Raw genomic sequence first — 14,563 nt, forward strand, 5'->3', positions numbered from 1 at the left:
TTGCGACAGGTTCTTGCGCTAAGGCGCTAAAAAACGGCCCATATTAAATTGAAAATAATCAAGAAACCACATTAAGGCAGCTGGAAATGCTACCATCATCACAAATAATCCGATCCAAATTTGTACTGGAAGCGCCACGAAAAAAACTGGCAGCTGTGGGTTCAATCGAGCAAGTAGACCAAGTCCGGTATAAAAAAGAATTCCAACAAACAGAAATGGGGTAGCGATTTGGAAGCCGAGGACAAAACTGCGAGCCACAAACTTAACGAATGTTTCAGCTAGGTCTCCAAACTGCGGCACCATTCCGGGCACAAATAAACTGTAACTATCCACCACTCCCATCAACATGAGGTGATGGGTATCCGTTATAAAAATTAGTAGCAGTCCCAGTATCGACAAAAAAACCGCTGGTAAACCGCCAGTATCGGAAAGCAGTGGATTAAAAAGTAAAGCATTTGCGAAACCCGCATAAAACCCAAGAATTGTGCCGGCTGTAGCTAACCCCGAAATCAAAACTCTTGCGATACCACCGATAAAGAAACCGATCAGCATCTCACCAACAACAAGTATAATCAAAGAAATCGGATCAGTCGGAGCCGGAGGGAGATTAGGCTCTAAAACAGGAGCCAAAACGGCAGTTATCATCAATGCTGCCAGCAGCCTAATGCGAGCAGATATATAGACTTCGCTGAATCCTGGCATGACAGCCAGAGCTGCCCCTACTCGGGTAAAAATCAAAAAAAACGCGAAGGTCTCGGCTGGAAGAAATTCCTGCAGATAAGAATCCATGTGTTATGAAATGCCTACTATTCGATCGACAATTCCTTCCATATATTTAGTCATAGTTTCAAACATGAAAGGTAACAAAACGATCAAAGATACAAAAACAGCAAGAATTTTAGGGACAAATGTGAGTGACATTTCCTGTATTGACGTTAACGCTTGAAATATTGCCACTGCTAACCCAACAACTAACCCAATAAGCATCACCGGCGATGCCACGGTCAACATAACCAAAACCGACTCTCTAGAGAATTGAAGAAATTGCGTTTCGTCCATACACCAAAAACCATATAGTCTGTGCCATTAAATTGGCATTCGGAGAATTTCCTGATAGGCGGTAAGCACTCTATCTCTTACTGCAACGACAGTCTGCAAAGTGGTTTGAGCATTGTTGAGCGCCATAACTACATCGGTCAAATCAGCTTTACCAGCAACTGCATCAACGGTCACTTTTTCTGCTTCACGACTACTCTTCACCATCTGCTTGGTTGCCGAACCAACCATATCTGCAAAGGTACCAGATTTTGGGGTATCAGGCGCTGGCATACCCGAACCGCTGAGGTTTTGAGCTCGTTTAAAAGCATTTATTGCATCTGTCGGGTTAATTGCCATTTTAATTCCTTTTCAAACTTTTACGTAGGCGCAACTTTAAAAGCTAACGCAACAAATCTATAGTTCGTTGAATCATGCGTTTGGACGAATCAATCATACTTAAATTCGCTTGATAGGAACGCTGCGCCTCACGCATATCAACCATCTCTATCAGAGTATTCACATTGGGCATCTTAATGTAACCATCCTTATCGGCAGCCGGATGATTTGGGTCAAATTGAAGCCTGAATGGACTTTTATCTTTAAATGGGCCTCTCATTTTGACTAAATCTGCCTCAAGAGTTCGATCAAAAACATTCTTAAAGGTTACAACCCGACGGCGATATGGATCATCGCCCACCTTCTCTGGGCCCGAATTGGCATTTGCTAAATTCTCCGATATGGTGCGCAAACGTGCGCCCTGTGCGCGCATGCCAGAAGCCGATACAAACATCGAGGTTTTAAGATCGGAAGGCATTAAACTTCTCCTTGAGCTTTTTCACTATCGGCCTGCACCGCGGCCAAGCGCGATACGAAACAACGATATATGCTTACGATATAAACTAGTAACTAGCTGGTGATCACCCGCATTTTGAGTAGATTTCAACATCTGCTCTTCAAGCACAACACTATTACCTGATGGGTTTATCTCGTAATCTGCATTTTCACGAGTGATGCGAAAAGACTGGGCAGTACCAGAGCCTTTTATGTGTCCTTCGTGTGTTCTAGTCAACGCGTTACTAAATACCTTGTTGGTAGGCACCTTTCTAAAATCGATCTGCTTCAAATCTTGAGCTCGATAATTAGGCGTATCAGCATTTGCGATATTCTCTGCTATCACCCTCTGCCGCTGGTTCAACCAACCCAACTTTTGTTTCATCATACGAAAAACAGGAAAATCACCTAAATCCATTTCTGCCTCTTTTTGCTCAATACCGCCAAACATACACCAGTATGGATTTAACGAGCTGCACGACCCGTGCCAGACCCAAACGTACAATTTGAAACACTGCCTAGTAAAAAAAATACTGTACTTAAAAAATCCTATGCAGTGTTTGTAAACATCTATGCTGTTATTATAGTAATTTTTTAAGTAAAAGGTCAAAGTTATTATTTGGTTTTATTTAGTATGTCTTTACTAATATCAAACGAACTACGTTGATTTCACATTGTCTTTTCCGCATGTTCGCCCAAAAACGTAAACAGCGTTTTTACGATTCTATGTTTTTGAGAGACTTCTCCTCGTTCGCAGCAATGTGTAGTTTATTTTACAGATGCAAATGCCCTATCGGCGGAATGAGTAGGCAAACGAGATAATAATAAGTAATTGATTTTACAATTTTATTTATTTATTTCAGCAGTAAGTTTAAATTACACCCAAATATTTAAGTTTTTTAAATGTAGGAGAGAAAATCTTTGTGAAGACCGCGAGCACAGGGTAGGTTACTACTACTCCACCCTTGGCCATCGCAGGCAAACCGAGGAATATTTTGCGTCACAAACCATCCGAGAGAAGTAAGTCTAATATCAGACCGGCAAGAAAACGCCCCGGTGTAACAAATACTTTAAATAGGGCAAAATCTGCCGTCGATGAGAAAGTAGCAGTTGCTCTCTCATACGATCCAAGGGATGAATACAGTGCTCCAGAAGTTGTAGCGACCGGTCGTGGACATATCGCAGAGCAACTTCTTAAACTAGCTCTCGAATACGGAGTTAAAATACACGAAGACGCCGATTTAGCAGAAATACTTCATGCACTTGATATAGGCGACGAAATACCCGTCGAAGCTTTCGTCGCTGTAGCTGAAATATTACGCTACATTTACGATAATGAGGGCGTCCAACCACCGGAGATTGCCGCCAATGCCAAGTAAATCAGACCTTCTAAATGATATAAACGCCATGGCTACGGAAGTAGGCACAGCGATGGAAAAACTTCAAACTAATGAGATGGTGACTCTCGATGAGATCGAACCAAGGATCCGTGAAGTTATGGAGGCTGTTGCCGACTTGCCGCCTGATGACGCAGTAGAGATGCGGCCAGCGCTCGTATCACTCCTCGAAAAAATGGAAACTTTTTCAAGTTCATTACAAGAAAAAATAGATCAGCTGAGAATTATAGAAGCAGATACATCTCAAAATCCGCCTACTTCAAATACGGATTCCACCGACATAACAGAAGACAACAAAAATCTGGATGAAGATATAAATGCGAAAGATTGAAAGCCAAACACACTGCAAATAAATCGGTTCCAGCTTTATCTCGAGAACAGCCTAAATGATAGAATTAGACTACTCCCGGTTCGTTTTGGCACTCATGATTGTCGTGGGGCTTATCGGCCTATTCGCTTTCGTGCTCCGTAGAATCGGATTCGGCGGTATAAGAACAAGTTCGAGTTCCGGACAGCAACGGCGCTTGAAAATACAAGAAGTAGCATCCATTGACGCGCGTCGGAAGTTAGTTTTAGTCCGCAGAGACGACACTGAACACCTCGTTTTGCTTGGCCTATCACAAGACTTGCTTATCGAGAGTGGCATCCCCGTTTCTGACAGCGACGAAACTTTTACAAAAGGCATAAAGGAAGAAAGCTCATTCAAACGGGCAATAACAGATGTGCTGAGTAAAACAAAATGACTATACACTCACGCTTACCCCTTGATGGCCATTTAGTAAGCAAAGGCGTCGTGCTTGTCATAATCGTGGGTGTGCTGATCCTATCCTGTAAGACGTCATTTGCACAAAACGTTACAATGGATTTTGGGCAAGGCGGTGCAGCCGCGGGTCGTATTGTGCAACTCATAGCTTTATTAACAGTGATTACGCTGGCACCTTCTATATTGGTGATGGTTACATCCTTTGTTCGTATTGTTGTAGTGCTGTCACTTCTTCGCACTGCTCTTGGCACCCAGGGCACACCGCCTAACACGGTCATCATTAGCCTCGCACTATTCATGACCTTTTTCATAATGCAACCCACACTTGAGAAAGTCTACGATGATGGAATATCACCCCTTATTTCCGAAAGTATTACTGAAGAGCAAGCCTTCGAAAGATCTGTAGCACCGCTGCATGCATTTATGATTAGGCATGTCCGCGACAAAGATTTGGCACTTTTTTTAGAAATGGCAAACGTGCCAAAAGTAGAGGAAGTAAAGAATACGCCACTACGAGCTCTTATCCCGGCTTACATGATATCAGAATTACGGCGTGCCTTCGAGATTGGCTTTTTAGTGTTCGTTCCCTTCTTGATCATAGATATGGTGGTAGCCTCGGTGCTCATGTCCATGGGCATGATGATGCTACCTCCGGTAATGATCTCCTTACCCTTTAAACTGATATTCTTTGTGCTAGTTGACGGCTGGTACTTGATCACCGGAAGCCTAGTAAAAAGCTTTAATATTGGCGCGCCCATTGGTTAACCGTGGCATGCCAAGCTTATTTTTCATGTGAGGTATTTCATTTTGTCCCACTTTAACACCAAGGGTGGTATTTAAATTTCGACTATCCGTATTTTGACTATTTACTTGATACGTCCTAAATCATTTCTCTTTCGACTCACTTTTCAAAAGTCGCTTTCGGTAATTGTCCAAAAATGCTTCAAAGTTGTCGATTTCAGTTATTTTTTTGGATATGCCTTCCATGTCACCCGTCACTGTCTGACGTGGACTGGCTATGTACGAAAAAGAATCACCCAATGGACTATTTTTCATTGCCGGGCCGTATAGCTCCCGAGCCAGTTTAAGTCCTTGTTCGTCCTCATCAAGACGCATCGCTACGGCCCAATTAAGGACCCTCTGCGCACCTTTAAGATCGTATCGATCTTTCGTTAAAGGCTCACCCGCTAACCGCTGCAACACCTTACCTGCCTCGCGATAATTCTTGCCTCTCCAATAAATATCTGCACGCAACTGATCAGCAGCAATACTCACATCGCCAGCAAGAAGTGCTATTGCCTCGTCATCTTTGCCAAGCTCGAACATGGCTTTAGCACGGATCCGTCGCCTATCATCTTGGGTATTTTGTGATAACCCGGGACTAAAAGTAGCCCTAAGTGTCTGAAGAGCCTCACGTGGCTTCCGGTTCATCAGGTGGACGAGTGCTAATCTAGTGCCTGCTTGTGACTTCTTGACGCCTTTGAGCCTAAAGCGGATATGATGTGCCAGCAAATCTGTCGCACGATCTAAAAGATCTACATCAACCAACCTGTCGGCAAGACGTCCAATCATAAAATCTCCATCCGGCCCGGCGGGCGTGAGCTCCCGATATTCGTCAAATATAGCCAATGACGTAAGTGGTTGTAACTTATCCGCTTCCCCGTCTAAAAAAAGTTTCCTAAAAGTTTTTGTCATCCGCTTGGCTATATCAACAGTACGTTTACTTTTGGGGAAATTGCTCATCGCAACACGCAAGCGTAGCAAACCCTTACTATATTCGCCTTTATCAAGATAATGATTTCCAAGTGTCTCTAAGACGTTCAATTCAAGCTCGTCACCACGCCAACGATAGCGAAGCCGCTCTAGACGCTCTATGGCCTGATCTCTAGTCACTATTTCTTGTTTTATACCCAATTTGATTAAGGCTAATTCGCTTCGCGCTCCGCTAAACGGATCCCCACTGTCCTTAGACTGCTGCCAAAATGTCTCTGCACTATCTAAGTCGCCGTTTGCCCTTGCAAGAAGTCCCAAACTATATTTAAGCCGTGCCCGATGATCACGCCGCATATTCTTTTCGTTTGGTTTGATAAGGTCCACCCAATCTTTTGCTGATTCTGAATTGAATGAACGAAGCGCCGCCTCAATTCTCTCCAGACCAATTATGGTTTTCAATGGCTCGGGATAAGTTCTGAGTACCGTATCACTATTGCGAAAATCAGACGATGCCTGTTTCCACTCGCCACGTCTTGCATTTAAAAAGCCACGCCAGAGTTTGGCTTCACGGAATTTGTTTAAACGCGGATCATCAAGATCCTCTCTTGCTAGAACTAAACGATTAGAGAGCACCCGAGATGCGCCCCGCAATGCGATAAATTCTGTTCGCATCTTCATTTTTGGATTAACTCGCTCGAGAACGCGAAGAATTCCCAAAGCTTCAGGTCCAAGACCTCGAGCAAAATAGAAGCGTGCAAGGTTCAGTCGAGCTTGCTCTCGCTGCGCCTCAGGCACTTCAACTACACTCAGTAAAGCTGCCTGCCGTTCAGGTATAAAATCAGCATCTCCGCCGTTTTTCCAAACCTGCGGCTCAAACAGTCTCTCGCCAAGCAATGGATCATTCCGTATTTTATTTTCCTCAGGGGAAATGGCTGATACAAATAACCCTCCATCAGTAGCCACAAGCATTCCCCTGCCACCCGAATTTCCGAGGCTTAATTGGTCCGACAGAGGAATCAGTGCTACTCCTTGGCTTGATGCCAACACCTGAAATTCAGGATAGACGTGCTTTTCCCCTATACCCCTTCCAGGCACCGCCATGGGCGCAACCTTTATCGAATCACCAATATCAGGATCCTTGATTGTAACTATGCTGTCAGCTGCAACACCAGCAAAAAGGAGCTGAGCCCCCCCTCCTTCATCAGCTGTAAAATCAATTGGTATCGGAATGTCGGGGGTGATAGGCCAACTACCAAAACTAACTTCCCAATTTGTGCCTATTTGGCTCACTTTTGGGTTTATTCCTGCCTTGGTTTTGAGGCGTAATACCGTGGCTTCATTAGCAGGAAGCTGTACAATATTACTTACCAGCGTTTGGCCAGCGGCCCTGAGTGAGTCCAGCTTGAGCGGCTTTGCACGGTCGAAAACCACCCAAATAAAATCCCCTCGCCGAAACACCGCAGCACCGACAGATTCTGGCCAACCAAAGACAAAGCTGACAGATTTTGACAAAGCTTCATTGTCGACACCATTCGCGTTGTTATTAGATTTTGCAGACGATCTTAGAGATCGGTCGGCCTTATTCTGCACAAAGAGTTTAGATAGGGTTTTTTGAGCGGTTTCCTTGTCTACCTTCAGGTTCACCGAAGGTGGTGATTTGGAAGCTGCTTTAACCGATGGAGCCGGTAATAATTTTGGTGATATTTCAACCTTTGGCGTTGGAGCCGCCTGCGGCGTTACATTAGGCACCACTTCAGCTTTTTCCTCGCTAACTGCACCTGGCAATACTACTGAAGAAACTTTGTCATTGGCTGTGGCAGCTATAGAAGAGTTTTGAATAATCTTGCTTTTATTTGCAGTATGCTCTCGCTGTTTTTTAGTCCCGGCGAGTGACTTTAAACCAACAGCCTTTTTGATACTTTTTCTATCAACTGATTTAGGTTTTGATAACGCCAACCCTCTCGAATTCCCTGACTTTTTCTGTTTGCCCCCCCCCGAGATATTTACCGATTCTGTGTTTGTTGTTTCCGATGGTACATTTGAACTTTTTGCTTTCTTACGTGGCTCAACACGACTTATTTTTGACGGGATAATCCGCTTAGCATTCTTTTCTGCTGCAGGTTTGGGATCATAGATATCCAATACAATACGATTACCAGCACGAAAACTGCGCGATGCTCGGTTAGGGGTTTTTTCAACAGAGAATTCTAATCGCCCAGCGAGATTTAAAGCGATCGGATTGGTTATACCTGATGGCAAACGTTTTTTTAGCTTAGGTAGATCAAGTTTAGCCTCTTGATCAAAACTAAGCGAAACCTTTGTGGGCGAACTGCGAACACGATAGTTAATTCTGCGTTTCCAATCGAACACCAAGCGTGTGAATCCCTTATTACTGCCTACCCTAACGTTAATGCTAGTTGGCGCCTCGGCTTTAGGAAGAGCCAGCCTCTTCCCCTCTATTTCATTTACTCCTAAACGTCTCAGATCTAAAATAATTGAATTACCCCGGGGGTATGTTCGAAGCTGAAAGTTACCTTTCAAACCGAACGTCACCACCCGTCCTTGGCCGGAGACTGTACCTTCAACAAGGTAGTCTTTCAGAGTTATTGGTAACTGTTTCAAATCAGAATTAAACTGACGTTCAAAACTAACAATTAGTTTGCTGCCGTTTATCACCGCCTGATATTTTACCGGGCGTGGCCAATCGAAAACAATTCTTCCGAAACTTTCGCGCGCCCACCCTTGAACTGCTACTTTTTCCTGGGCTGACAACGGAGCGATCAAAGTTGTTCCGTAGATAGCCGCTGCATATGCCACAATCCTGAAAATGAGTGTGAGCCTCATCTGAAATCGCCTTTTTCAGGATGAATTATTATATCAACACGTCTCGCCAATTTATCTGGCCAACCAGAGGCGAAGCGTTCATCGAGCAACTGAGACTGCGACGCACCATGCCCGAGAACTACAAGCATTTTGTTATAGCCACTTTTTTCAAGTTCAGTTGAAACTGCCAATGCTCGAGCCAATGACAGCTTCCAATCAGACGCTAAAATCTCATTGTGATCTTCATTCGGTGCACTGTGCCCCTCAATATCAATTCGATTTCCAAGTGTCGAAATTACACCGCCTAGGTTGAATAGTATTTTCTTGGCTTGGTCGGATAAATCTGCTTCACCAGCACTGAAAAGAGCTTCATCGGGTAAAGTCACAATTAAGGAATTCTGCACTTGGTAAACACCTGTTGTTTTTAATATTGGATCTGCCTTAAATGTCTCCTTTAATACTTCACTGAGATAGCCGAGCGGTAATGCAGGTGCACGCTCTCTAAAAGTTGGTGCAGCATTCTTGCCTGGAATTGGCTCCTCCCTCTCAAGACCGGATTTGGATGAAGCCAGCCCGGGAACTAATTCTTGCCATTTCTCTGATTGCAGTGTTGACATGGAAAACAGCAGGACAAAAAACGTTGTCAATATTGCGGTGAGGTCTCCGAAACTTAAGAGCCATGAAGGAGCCGCTCCTTTTTCCGTTTTGCTTCGAACTTCGAAGTTGTTGAAGTTGACCATCTACCGCACCAGTCTTTGTAATTTGTATTTCAGCTGACTGATATTATTTATTCCAAATTTTACCAGCACCGAATTTTCTTTGCCTTCATACAACCCTAACGAAACTCTGGATGCCGGAGCACCAAAATCTATAATTTTCTGAGCGAGCACTTCCGCACGTTTAATAGCTAATTCTGTGTCATGCTGCATTCGTCTGCTAGGTTCATTTTTACAGCTAAAAATTAGTTGAATGTAGCTGACAAAGCCTGGCGTCTCAGCACTCAATGCAGTTGCTGTCCGATTAAGCAAATCGTGACGGTCACGTCTCAATTGTGCCTCGCCGCCAAGAAAAAGTTCATTCGCTGATAAAATGATCTGTACATTGTTTGGCATATGCGAGGTTATGAGATTTTCTCTTTCGACAAAACTAACCCACAAATACTTTATCTTTGACAGAAATGCTTCTGGTGAAAGCATTTTCCCGAAGACGGGCAAAATAGACCGATCAGGACCATCAGAAAAATTGTTTGTTTGAAAGGTCTCTGCGAGCGAAATCAACACACCCCTTACTTTACTCGCTTCAAATTTTGCGGTGGCGTTCAGAAGTATGAAAAAAGCGAGCAGCAACAGAAAAAGGCATATCAACAAGTAAGGGTTCTTGTTTTCTGACAGGAGTAATTTCTGTTTATCATATCGATTCATCTGAAAACCATAGCTCCGTTACGCAAAAAACAGCCTGACATAAAGTTAAAAATTACCTACTAAGGTTGTTAATTTAGATTTCAATTCTGCCACATTGAAGGGTGTTTGAATGTAAGTGGAAAATTTAGCAAATGACGGATCAGTTATTTCAGACTTCTTGCCTTGGCCAGTCACTAAAAAACAGGGAGTATCTTTAAATTTACGATCCGAACAAATTTTATCTATCACACCCAGTCCCCCCACATGAACCATGTTATCATCTGCTATAACCAAGCCGTATTCCTTGCAATGCAGCATTTCCACAGCTATTTTTCCTCCAGGAGATTGATCGATATTCTTAAGCCCCAGTTGCTTAAGTAAGTTACGGACAATCTGGCGCATTTCCAAATGATCATCGATAATTAGGACGGGCATATTCAGGTCAACATTCAACTTCGTCGCGCCTCCTGAAACTAAAAAACTTCTACCTCAAACAGCCTTGAACCCCACCCACGATACCTCGAGCACAAATTCGACAAACTCTCTATTTATTTTGGCAGGGAAAATGGTTTCTTTTGCTCAGCTAGCTCGCGTGTAACAACACGGGCTTTTTTCACTTCCATAGCTGAAATGATCATTGCCACCTTCCGAACACTCATTTTAGCAACAACTCCCATTAAAACATTCATATCAAGTTCATTAAAAATTCGCGCAGCATCTTTTGGTTTCATGCTTTCATAAATTTTTACCAAATTTTGCAACCGAGCCTTTTCTTTCTCATCGGCCGCACCCAACAATGATTTGATATCCTGACGTATCTTTTTTAATTCGCCCTGCTTGGTGACTAATTTCAATTCTGCAGCTTGCAACAAACCCTCTCGACGCGTTATCTGCCGCTCCCGACGATCTAACGCCTTGCGACGCTGAGACAGTTCCTGAAGAATCAAAATTTCGGAACGACTGAACTCTAAGGGATCGATATTTTCTTCCTGAACTTTATCACCAGGCTGAGTTGAAACAGGCGACTTTCTTGTTTTGTTCGCCTTCTCCTCGTCGGATTTCTTTACCTGTGGGTCAAGCTGCGGCGTCTCCTGCGCTCGCGCTGTTTGCACTTCAATACCCCCCTCAATATCACCGAACTCAACCCAAATGGAGCCCGCCTTTATAGTCAGAATTAAACTGGCAACGAAAATAAATACCGGCAACAAACGAACACGGCTAAGCATTTTTTCACCTCATGCCTTCTAGAGCTCTGAGAAGATCCGATTTTTTTTCTTGGCGCTTGCTCTCGGTATCGATACCGTCATCCTGTTTTAGGCTTAAATCCGAAACACTCTCGTCATCTGAGGCAGCGGCCACGGATTTATCTTGCGATCTACCAAAACTCTTTGGTTGAGATCGCCGACCAGTATTAATTGCGGCCTCTAACCTGTCAGCCATTTCATTGGCCCGCTCTACCATAAATGATAGTTCATCGCGCAACTTAACTGCATTCACTACTTTTTCTTCCAGCACCTCCACCGTTTCACTAGCCTTACTTTTGAGCCTTAAAATACTATCTTCAGCGCGCTCCGTGGATGTAGCAAATGTCGTCAGCAATTTTTCCAACTCAAACTTATCGTTTCTTAGATCACTAAGTTTCTCGTTAAGGCGCCAAGCATAATAAATCATCATTGCCAACATACCCACGAGCAATATCTCGAATAAAATGGAGATTTCGGGGAACATAAATTAAGTCTCCATATCAGTTTCAACACGCACAGCGATATTGCCATCTCTTTGTCCCATTGAACCATGAAACATCAGCAATTCACCACAATGGAGGGCAACTAGAGATTCTGGTGTCGCCTGCAATTGGAGTCGCGAACCTACACGCCAGTTTACAACATCGTTGAGTGTAACTGTTACCTCGTCAAGAACCGCTTGCAACCCAACCTCGGTATGCCAGACTTCTGTTGCCAGATGATTTTCCCAGATGGGATCACGACCAAACTTTTCACCCATAAACATTTGAAGCAAAAGCTCGCGCACTGGCTCTATCGTCGCATACGGGAGTAATAGTTCGAGTTGCCCTCCACGGTCCTCCATATCAATGCGAAGTTTTGTCACTATTGCTGCATCTGTAGGCCTTGCAATAGTAGCAAAACGAGGATTTGTCTCAAGTCTGTCGAACTGAAAAGCAATTGAGCTGAGCGGATCAAAAGCCGCTGATAAATCAGAAAGGACGACTGCAAGCATGCGCTCCACTAGACTACGCTCGATAGTGGTGTAGGGCCGCCCCTCGATCCGCATAGCTGCGGTACCCCGACGCCCGCCCAGCAACACATCAACGATTGAGTAAATCAGCGAACTATCAACCGTGATGAGACCAAAATTATCCCACTCCTCCGCTTTGAAAACACCAAGCATAGCAGGTAGAGGCAATGAGTTGAGATACTCGCCAAAGCGGATCGATGTGATACTATCGAGGCTCACTTCCACATTATCCGAGGTGAAATTGCGCAAACTTGTAGACATCATTCGCACTAAACGGTCAAAAACCACCTCAAGCATGGGGAGCCGTTCATACGACACCATCCCACTATCGATAATAGCCTTAATCCCGGTTTTTTGGATTGCGCTGTCGCTTCCCTCATTGATCCCTAGGAGACTATCTATTTCTTTTTGATTAAGAACTCGCGATGCAGCATCAGGGCCATCGATTTTCGCGCTTGGCTCTTCTTTCTCCTCGCTACCTTCGTCTTGCGCCGAAGCATCTAGCTCTTGCTCGACTTCCGTCTCTAGATTTTCGTCTTCATCAGCCATGCCATCAACCCTTCAGTTTTTCGGCCATTCCTCAACAGTAACAGCCAAAGCTCATCCGCCACTTTCTGGACATGTAGAAAGCAGCCCGTCACTGAACTAGCATTTCCTTAAATAAAACATCTTTAATTTTTACTGGGTGTGCAGCAGCGTTCACTCGTGCGAGCAGTTCTTCCTTCACCCTGTATAGCCCATGTGAGCCCTGCAATTCCTCGATCCGAAGTTCGCGCAAAAACACTTGAAAGTTATCTACGATACGCGGCATGACCTGCTCTATTCGCCCTTGATCACTAGCCTTTTGCAACTCTAGATTTATTCGCATTTTGAGAAAACTTTGTTTGCGTCCTGGCCCAGCACTAAGTGTCACGACCATTTCGTCTAACTCCAAATAACTTCCGGGCTCGTCAGCCTCGGCAGGATCGGTCGCAATTTCTGTCTTCTCAGCTTCCTCGCTTGTTTCAGAACTAAACATACCAGAAAAATATGCACCGGCCCCCCCACCTATTAACAGTACCAACGGAACCACTACAAAAAGAATGATTTTTTTTCCGCCTTTTTTGCCGTCCGCGCCGTCAGCTAAATCGTCATCTTCGGCCATTTATTTTTCCCTTACCGATCCTGCGAGTACTTATTTTGATAATTACAAATAAAAACAATAATTACAAATAAATTTTTTAAAAAAACATAGTCAATGCAGTCAAATGTAATAATAGCAAATGATGAGAACAGTTAAAAACAAGTCAATGTAAGTGAAAAACAAATTCAACAAATTGAATATTTTTACATGATTTTACACGTCTATCTCAAAATCATTCAAACAGCCACAGATACTTTTTAATGTTGGGACAGCCAATGGCACGGCAGAAAATACCCGGCAAAGCCTGCCAGACAACAACTAATTGCTTGATATAGTGAGGGAAATATAATCTCAAATCATTGAAAAATAACCTTAATTTTTATGGCACAAGGCATGCACAACGATATTGGGATTGTAGAATGATTTATTAAGGAACAGCAAAAGCAATATGGAAAATACCATTTACATTGCGCTTTCTAGTCAAATGGTCTTGCGGCGCCAATTATCCATGGTGGCAAATAATTTAGCCAACGTTAATACGCCCTCATTCAAAGGCGAGGAAATGCTGTTTTCTGAGTATTTAACAGACGCAAAAAATACAAGATTTGGTTCTAATGACTCAAAATACCATTTTGTCAAAGCACTCGGCAATATGCGCGATCTTGCCGAAGGGCCAATGACCCGGACAGGCAACGAGCTCGACGTTGCTATTGATGGTGAGGGCTACTTCGTTGTCAATACGGAAGAAGGCAAACGATACACACGCCATGGTCGATTCCAACTCAACCAAAATAATGAGCTGATAACGGCGGCGGGCCACGTTGTGCAATCTGAGAACGGCGGACCTATCACGATACCGATCGAAGCAGTAAACATATCCATTTCAACAGATGGCACCGTGGCAGATGGTGACCAAAACATTGGAAAGTTAGCATTAGTAACTTTTGAGGATCAGCAAAAACTCGAACGAGGCCAAAATAACTTATATCAAACCGATCAGATTGAGAAACCACCGGAACGAACAAATGTTGTTCAAGGAATGCTTGAGCAATCGAATGTAAATTCAATTATCGAATTGACGCAGATGATCGAAATACATCGCAAGCACGACAGCGTCAAACGGGTTATTGATGACGAACATAGGCGTATTGAAAGAATGATTAATCGTCTAGGGCAATCAAGTGGCCAATCTTAACAAAAGTATAATGAACAGTGACCT

Annotated in this window: 18 protein-coding genes; 5 read left to right on the forward strand and 13 right to left on the reverse strand. The window is 43.8% G+C overall.

All coding sequences use genetic code 11. From position 1 onward, the window contains the following. Positions 1-18: 18 nt before the first annotated feature. From VX941_11340 to flgB, 5 genes are read right to left on the reverse strand one after another with little or no spacing between them, the layout of a single operon-like run. The gene (locus tag VX941_11340; GenBank protein ID MEE2933996.1) at positions 19-789 is read right to left on the reverse strand and encodes a flagellar biosynthetic protein FliR; all 771 of its coding nucleotides are present in this window, start codon (positions 787-789) and stop codon (positions 19-21) included. A 3-nt stretch (positions 790-792) separates the two neighbouring features. After that, positions 793-1,059 (reverse strand): flagellar biosynthesis protein FliQ, encoded by a 267-nt coding sequence (fliQ, locus tag VX941_11345; GenBank protein MEE2933997.1) that lies wholly within the window; start codon positions 1,057-1,059, stop codon positions 793-795. Between the two features lie 27 nt (positions 1,060-1,086). Then, positions 1,087-1,395, reverse strand: coding sequence for a flagellar hook-basal body complex protein FliE (gene fliE, locus VX941_11350; protein MEE2933998.1), 309 nt, complete (start codon positions 1,393-1,395; stop codon positions 1,087-1,089). Positions 1,396-1,438: 43 nt separating this feature from the next. After that, a complete protein-coding gene (flgC, locus tag VX941_11355; protein MEE2933999.1) occupies positions 1,439-1,852 on the reverse strand; it encodes a flagellar basal body rod protein FlgC in 414 nt (137 codons plus the stop codon). A gap of 24 nt (positions 1,853-1,876) precedes the next feature. Next, entirely contained in the window at positions 1,877-2,287 is a 411-nt protein-coding gene (gene flgB / locus VX941_11360) for a flagellar basal body rod protein FlgB (protein ID MEE2934000.1), read from the reverse strand. Between the two features lie 577 nt (positions 2,288-2,864). On the opposite strand from flgB, the gene VX941_11365 reads away from it, so the two are divergent. Genes VX941_11365 through fliP form a run of 4 tightly spaced genes read left to right on the forward strand, consistent with a single transcriptional unit; the run spans position 2,865 to position 4,794 of the window. Beyond that, the gene (locus VX941_11365; GenBank protein MEE2934001.1) at positions 2,865-3,248 is read left to right on the forward strand and encodes an EscU/YscU/HrcU family type III secretion system export apparatus switch protein; all 384 of its coding nucleotides are present in this window, start codon (positions 2,865-2,867) and stop codon (positions 3,246-3,248) included. Next, positions 3,238-3,597 carry a hypothetical protein gene (locus tag VX941_11370; GenBank protein MEE2934002.1) on the forward strand — a complete coding sequence of 120 codons (360 nt, stop codon included), beginning with the start codon at positions 3,238-3,240 and terminating at the stop codon, positions 3,595-3,597. The genes VX941_11365 and VX941_11370 overlap by 11 nt, the downstream gene beginning before the upstream one ends. A 55-nt stretch (positions 3,598-3,652) precedes the next feature. Beyond that, positions 3,653-4,009, forward strand: coding sequence for a flagellar biosynthetic protein FliO (locus VX941_11375; protein ID MEE2934003.1), 357 nt, complete (start codon positions 3,653-3,655; stop codon positions 4,007-4,009). Further along, positions 4,006-4,794 (forward strand): flagellar type III secretion system pore protein FliP, encoded by a 789-nt coding sequence (gene fliP / locus VX941_11380; protein MEE2934004.1) that lies wholly within the window; start codon positions 4,006-4,008, stop codon positions 4,792-4,794. The genes VX941_11375 and fliP overlap by 4 nt, the downstream gene beginning before the upstream one ends. Before the next feature lie 120 nt (positions 4,795-4,914). On the opposite strand, the gene VX941_11385 is transcribed toward fliP, so the two are convergent. The 8 genes from VX941_11385 to VX941_11420 all read right to left on the reverse strand — a co-directional run bounded on the left by VX941_11385 (position 4,915) and on the right by VX941_11420 (position 13,365). Further along, a complete protein-coding gene (locus VX941_11385; protein MEE2934005.1) occupies positions 4,915-8,586 on the reverse strand; it encodes a hypothetical protein in 3,672 nt (1,223 codons plus the stop codon). Continuing rightward, entirely contained in the window at positions 8,583-9,305 is a 723-nt protein-coding gene (locus VX941_11390; GenBank protein MEE2934006.1) for a flagellar motor protein MotB, read from the reverse strand. Before VX941_11390 ends, VX941_11385 begins: the two co-directional genes overlap by 4 nt. Continuing rightward, on the reverse strand, positions 9,306-9,986 hold the full coding sequence (locus VX941_11395) for a hypothetical protein (GenBank protein MEE2934007.1): 681 nt from the start codon (positions 9,984-9,986) through the stop codon (positions 9,306-9,308). Positions 9,987-10,031: 45 nt separating this feature from the next. Next, positions 10,032-10,418, reverse strand: a complete 387-nt coding sequence (locus tag VX941_11400; GenBank protein MEE2934008.1) for a response regulator — start codon at positions 10,416-10,418, stop codon at positions 10,032-10,034. A 95-nt stretch (positions 10,419-10,513) separates the two neighbouring features. Continuing rightward, the gene (locus VX941_11405; GenBank protein ID MEE2934009.1) at positions 10,514-11,191 is read right to left on the reverse strand and encodes a hypothetical protein; all 678 of its coding nucleotides are present in this window, start codon (positions 11,189-11,191) and stop codon (positions 10,514-10,516) included. Between the two features lie 4 nt (positions 11,192-11,195). Beyond that, positions 11,196-11,693: a DUF6468 domain-containing protein gene (locus VX941_11410; GenBank protein MEE2934010.1), complete on the reverse strand. Its 498-nt coding sequence runs from the start codon at positions 11,691-11,693 to the stop codon at positions 11,196-11,198. A gap of 3 nt (positions 11,694-11,696) precedes the next feature. Then, on the reverse strand, positions 11,697-12,770 hold the full coding sequence (gene fliM / locus VX941_11415; GenBank protein ID MEE2934011.1) for a flagellar motor switch protein FliM: 1,074 nt from the start codon (positions 12,768-12,770) through the stop codon (positions 11,697-11,699). Between the two features lie 88 nt (positions 12,771-12,858). Beyond that, complete coding sequence (locus tag VX941_11420) at positions 12,859-13,365, reverse strand: flagellar basal body-associated FliL family protein (GenBank protein MEE2934012.1); 507 nt, start codon at positions 13,363-13,365, stop codon at positions 12,859-12,861. A 427-nt stretch (positions 13,366-13,792) separates the two neighbouring features. Between VX941_11420 and flgF the strand changes: the two genes are divergently transcribed. Then, complete coding sequence (gene flgF, locus VX941_11425) at positions 13,793-14,539, forward strand: flagellar basal-body rod protein FlgF (protein ID MEE2934013.1); 747 nt, start codon at positions 13,793-13,795, stop codon at positions 14,537-14,539. The last annotated feature ends 24 nt before the right edge of the window (positions 14,540-14,563 follow it).

Source organism: Pseudomonadota bacterium, from assembly GCA_036339585.1.
Lineage (GTDB): Bacteria > Pseudomonadota > Alphaproteobacteria > UBA8366 > UBA8366 > UBA8366.

Bases quoted from the DNA above. Each gene is read 5' to 3' on its own strand.
- VX941_11340 (MEE2933996.1), bottom strand. From the start codon at position 789: ATGGATTCTTATCTGCAGGAATTTCTTCCAGCCGAGACCTTCGCGTTT.
- fliQ (MEE2933997.1), bottom strand. From the start codon at position 1,059: ATGGACGAAACGCAATTTCTTCAATTCTCTAGAGAGTCGGTTTTGGTT.
- fliE (MEE2933998.1), bottom strand. From the start codon at position 1,395: ATGGCAATTAACCCGACAGATGCAATAAATGCTTTTAAACGAGCTCAA.
- flgC (MEE2933999.1), bottom strand. From the start codon at position 1,852: ATGCCTTCCGATCTTAAAACCTCGATGTTTGTATCGGCTTCTGGCATG.
- flgB (MEE2934000.1), bottom strand. From the start codon at position 2,287: ATGGATTTAGGTGATTTTCCTGTTTTTCGTATGATGAAACAAAAGTTG.
- VX941_11370 (MEE2934002.1), top strand. From the start codon at position 3,238: ATGCCAAGTAAATCAGACCTTCTAAATGATATAAACGCCATGGCTACG.
- VX941_11375 (MEE2934003.1), top strand. From the start codon at position 3,653: ATGATAGAATTAGACTACTCCCGGTTCGTTTTGGCACTCATGATTGTC.
- fliP (MEE2934004.1), top strand. From the start codon at position 4,006: ATGACTATACACTCACGCTTACCCCTTGATGGCCATTTAGTAAGCAAA.
- VX941_11385 (MEE2934005.1), bottom strand. From the start codon at position 8,586: ATGAGGCTCACACTCATTTTCAGGATTGTGGCATATGCAGCGGCTATC.
- VX941_11390 (MEE2934006.1), bottom strand. From the start codon at position 9,305: ATGGTCAACTTCAACAACTTCGAAGTTCGAAGCAAAACGGAAAAAGGA.
- VX941_11395 (MEE2934007.1), bottom strand. From the start codon at position 9,986: ATGAATCGATATGATAAACAGAAATTACTCCTGTCAGAAAACAAGAAC.
- VX941_11405 (MEE2934009.1), bottom strand. From the start codon at position 11,191: ATGCTTAGCCGTGTTCGTTTGTTGCCGGTATTTATTTTCGTTGCCAGT.
- VX941_11410 (MEE2934010.1), bottom strand. From the start codon at position 11,693: ATGTTCCCCGAAATCTCCATTTTATTCGAGATATTGCTCGTGGGTATG.
- fliM (MEE2934011.1), bottom strand. From the start codon at position 12,770: ATGGCTGATGAAGACGAAAATCTAGAGACGGAAGTCGAGCAAGAGCTA.
- VX941_11420 (MEE2934012.1), bottom strand. From the start codon at position 13,365: ATGGCCGAAGATGACGATTTAGCTGACGGCGCGGACGGCAAAAAAGGC.
- flgF (MEE2934013.1), top strand. From the start codon at position 13,793: ATGGAAAATACCATTTACATTGCGCTTTCTAGTCAAATGGTCTTGCGG.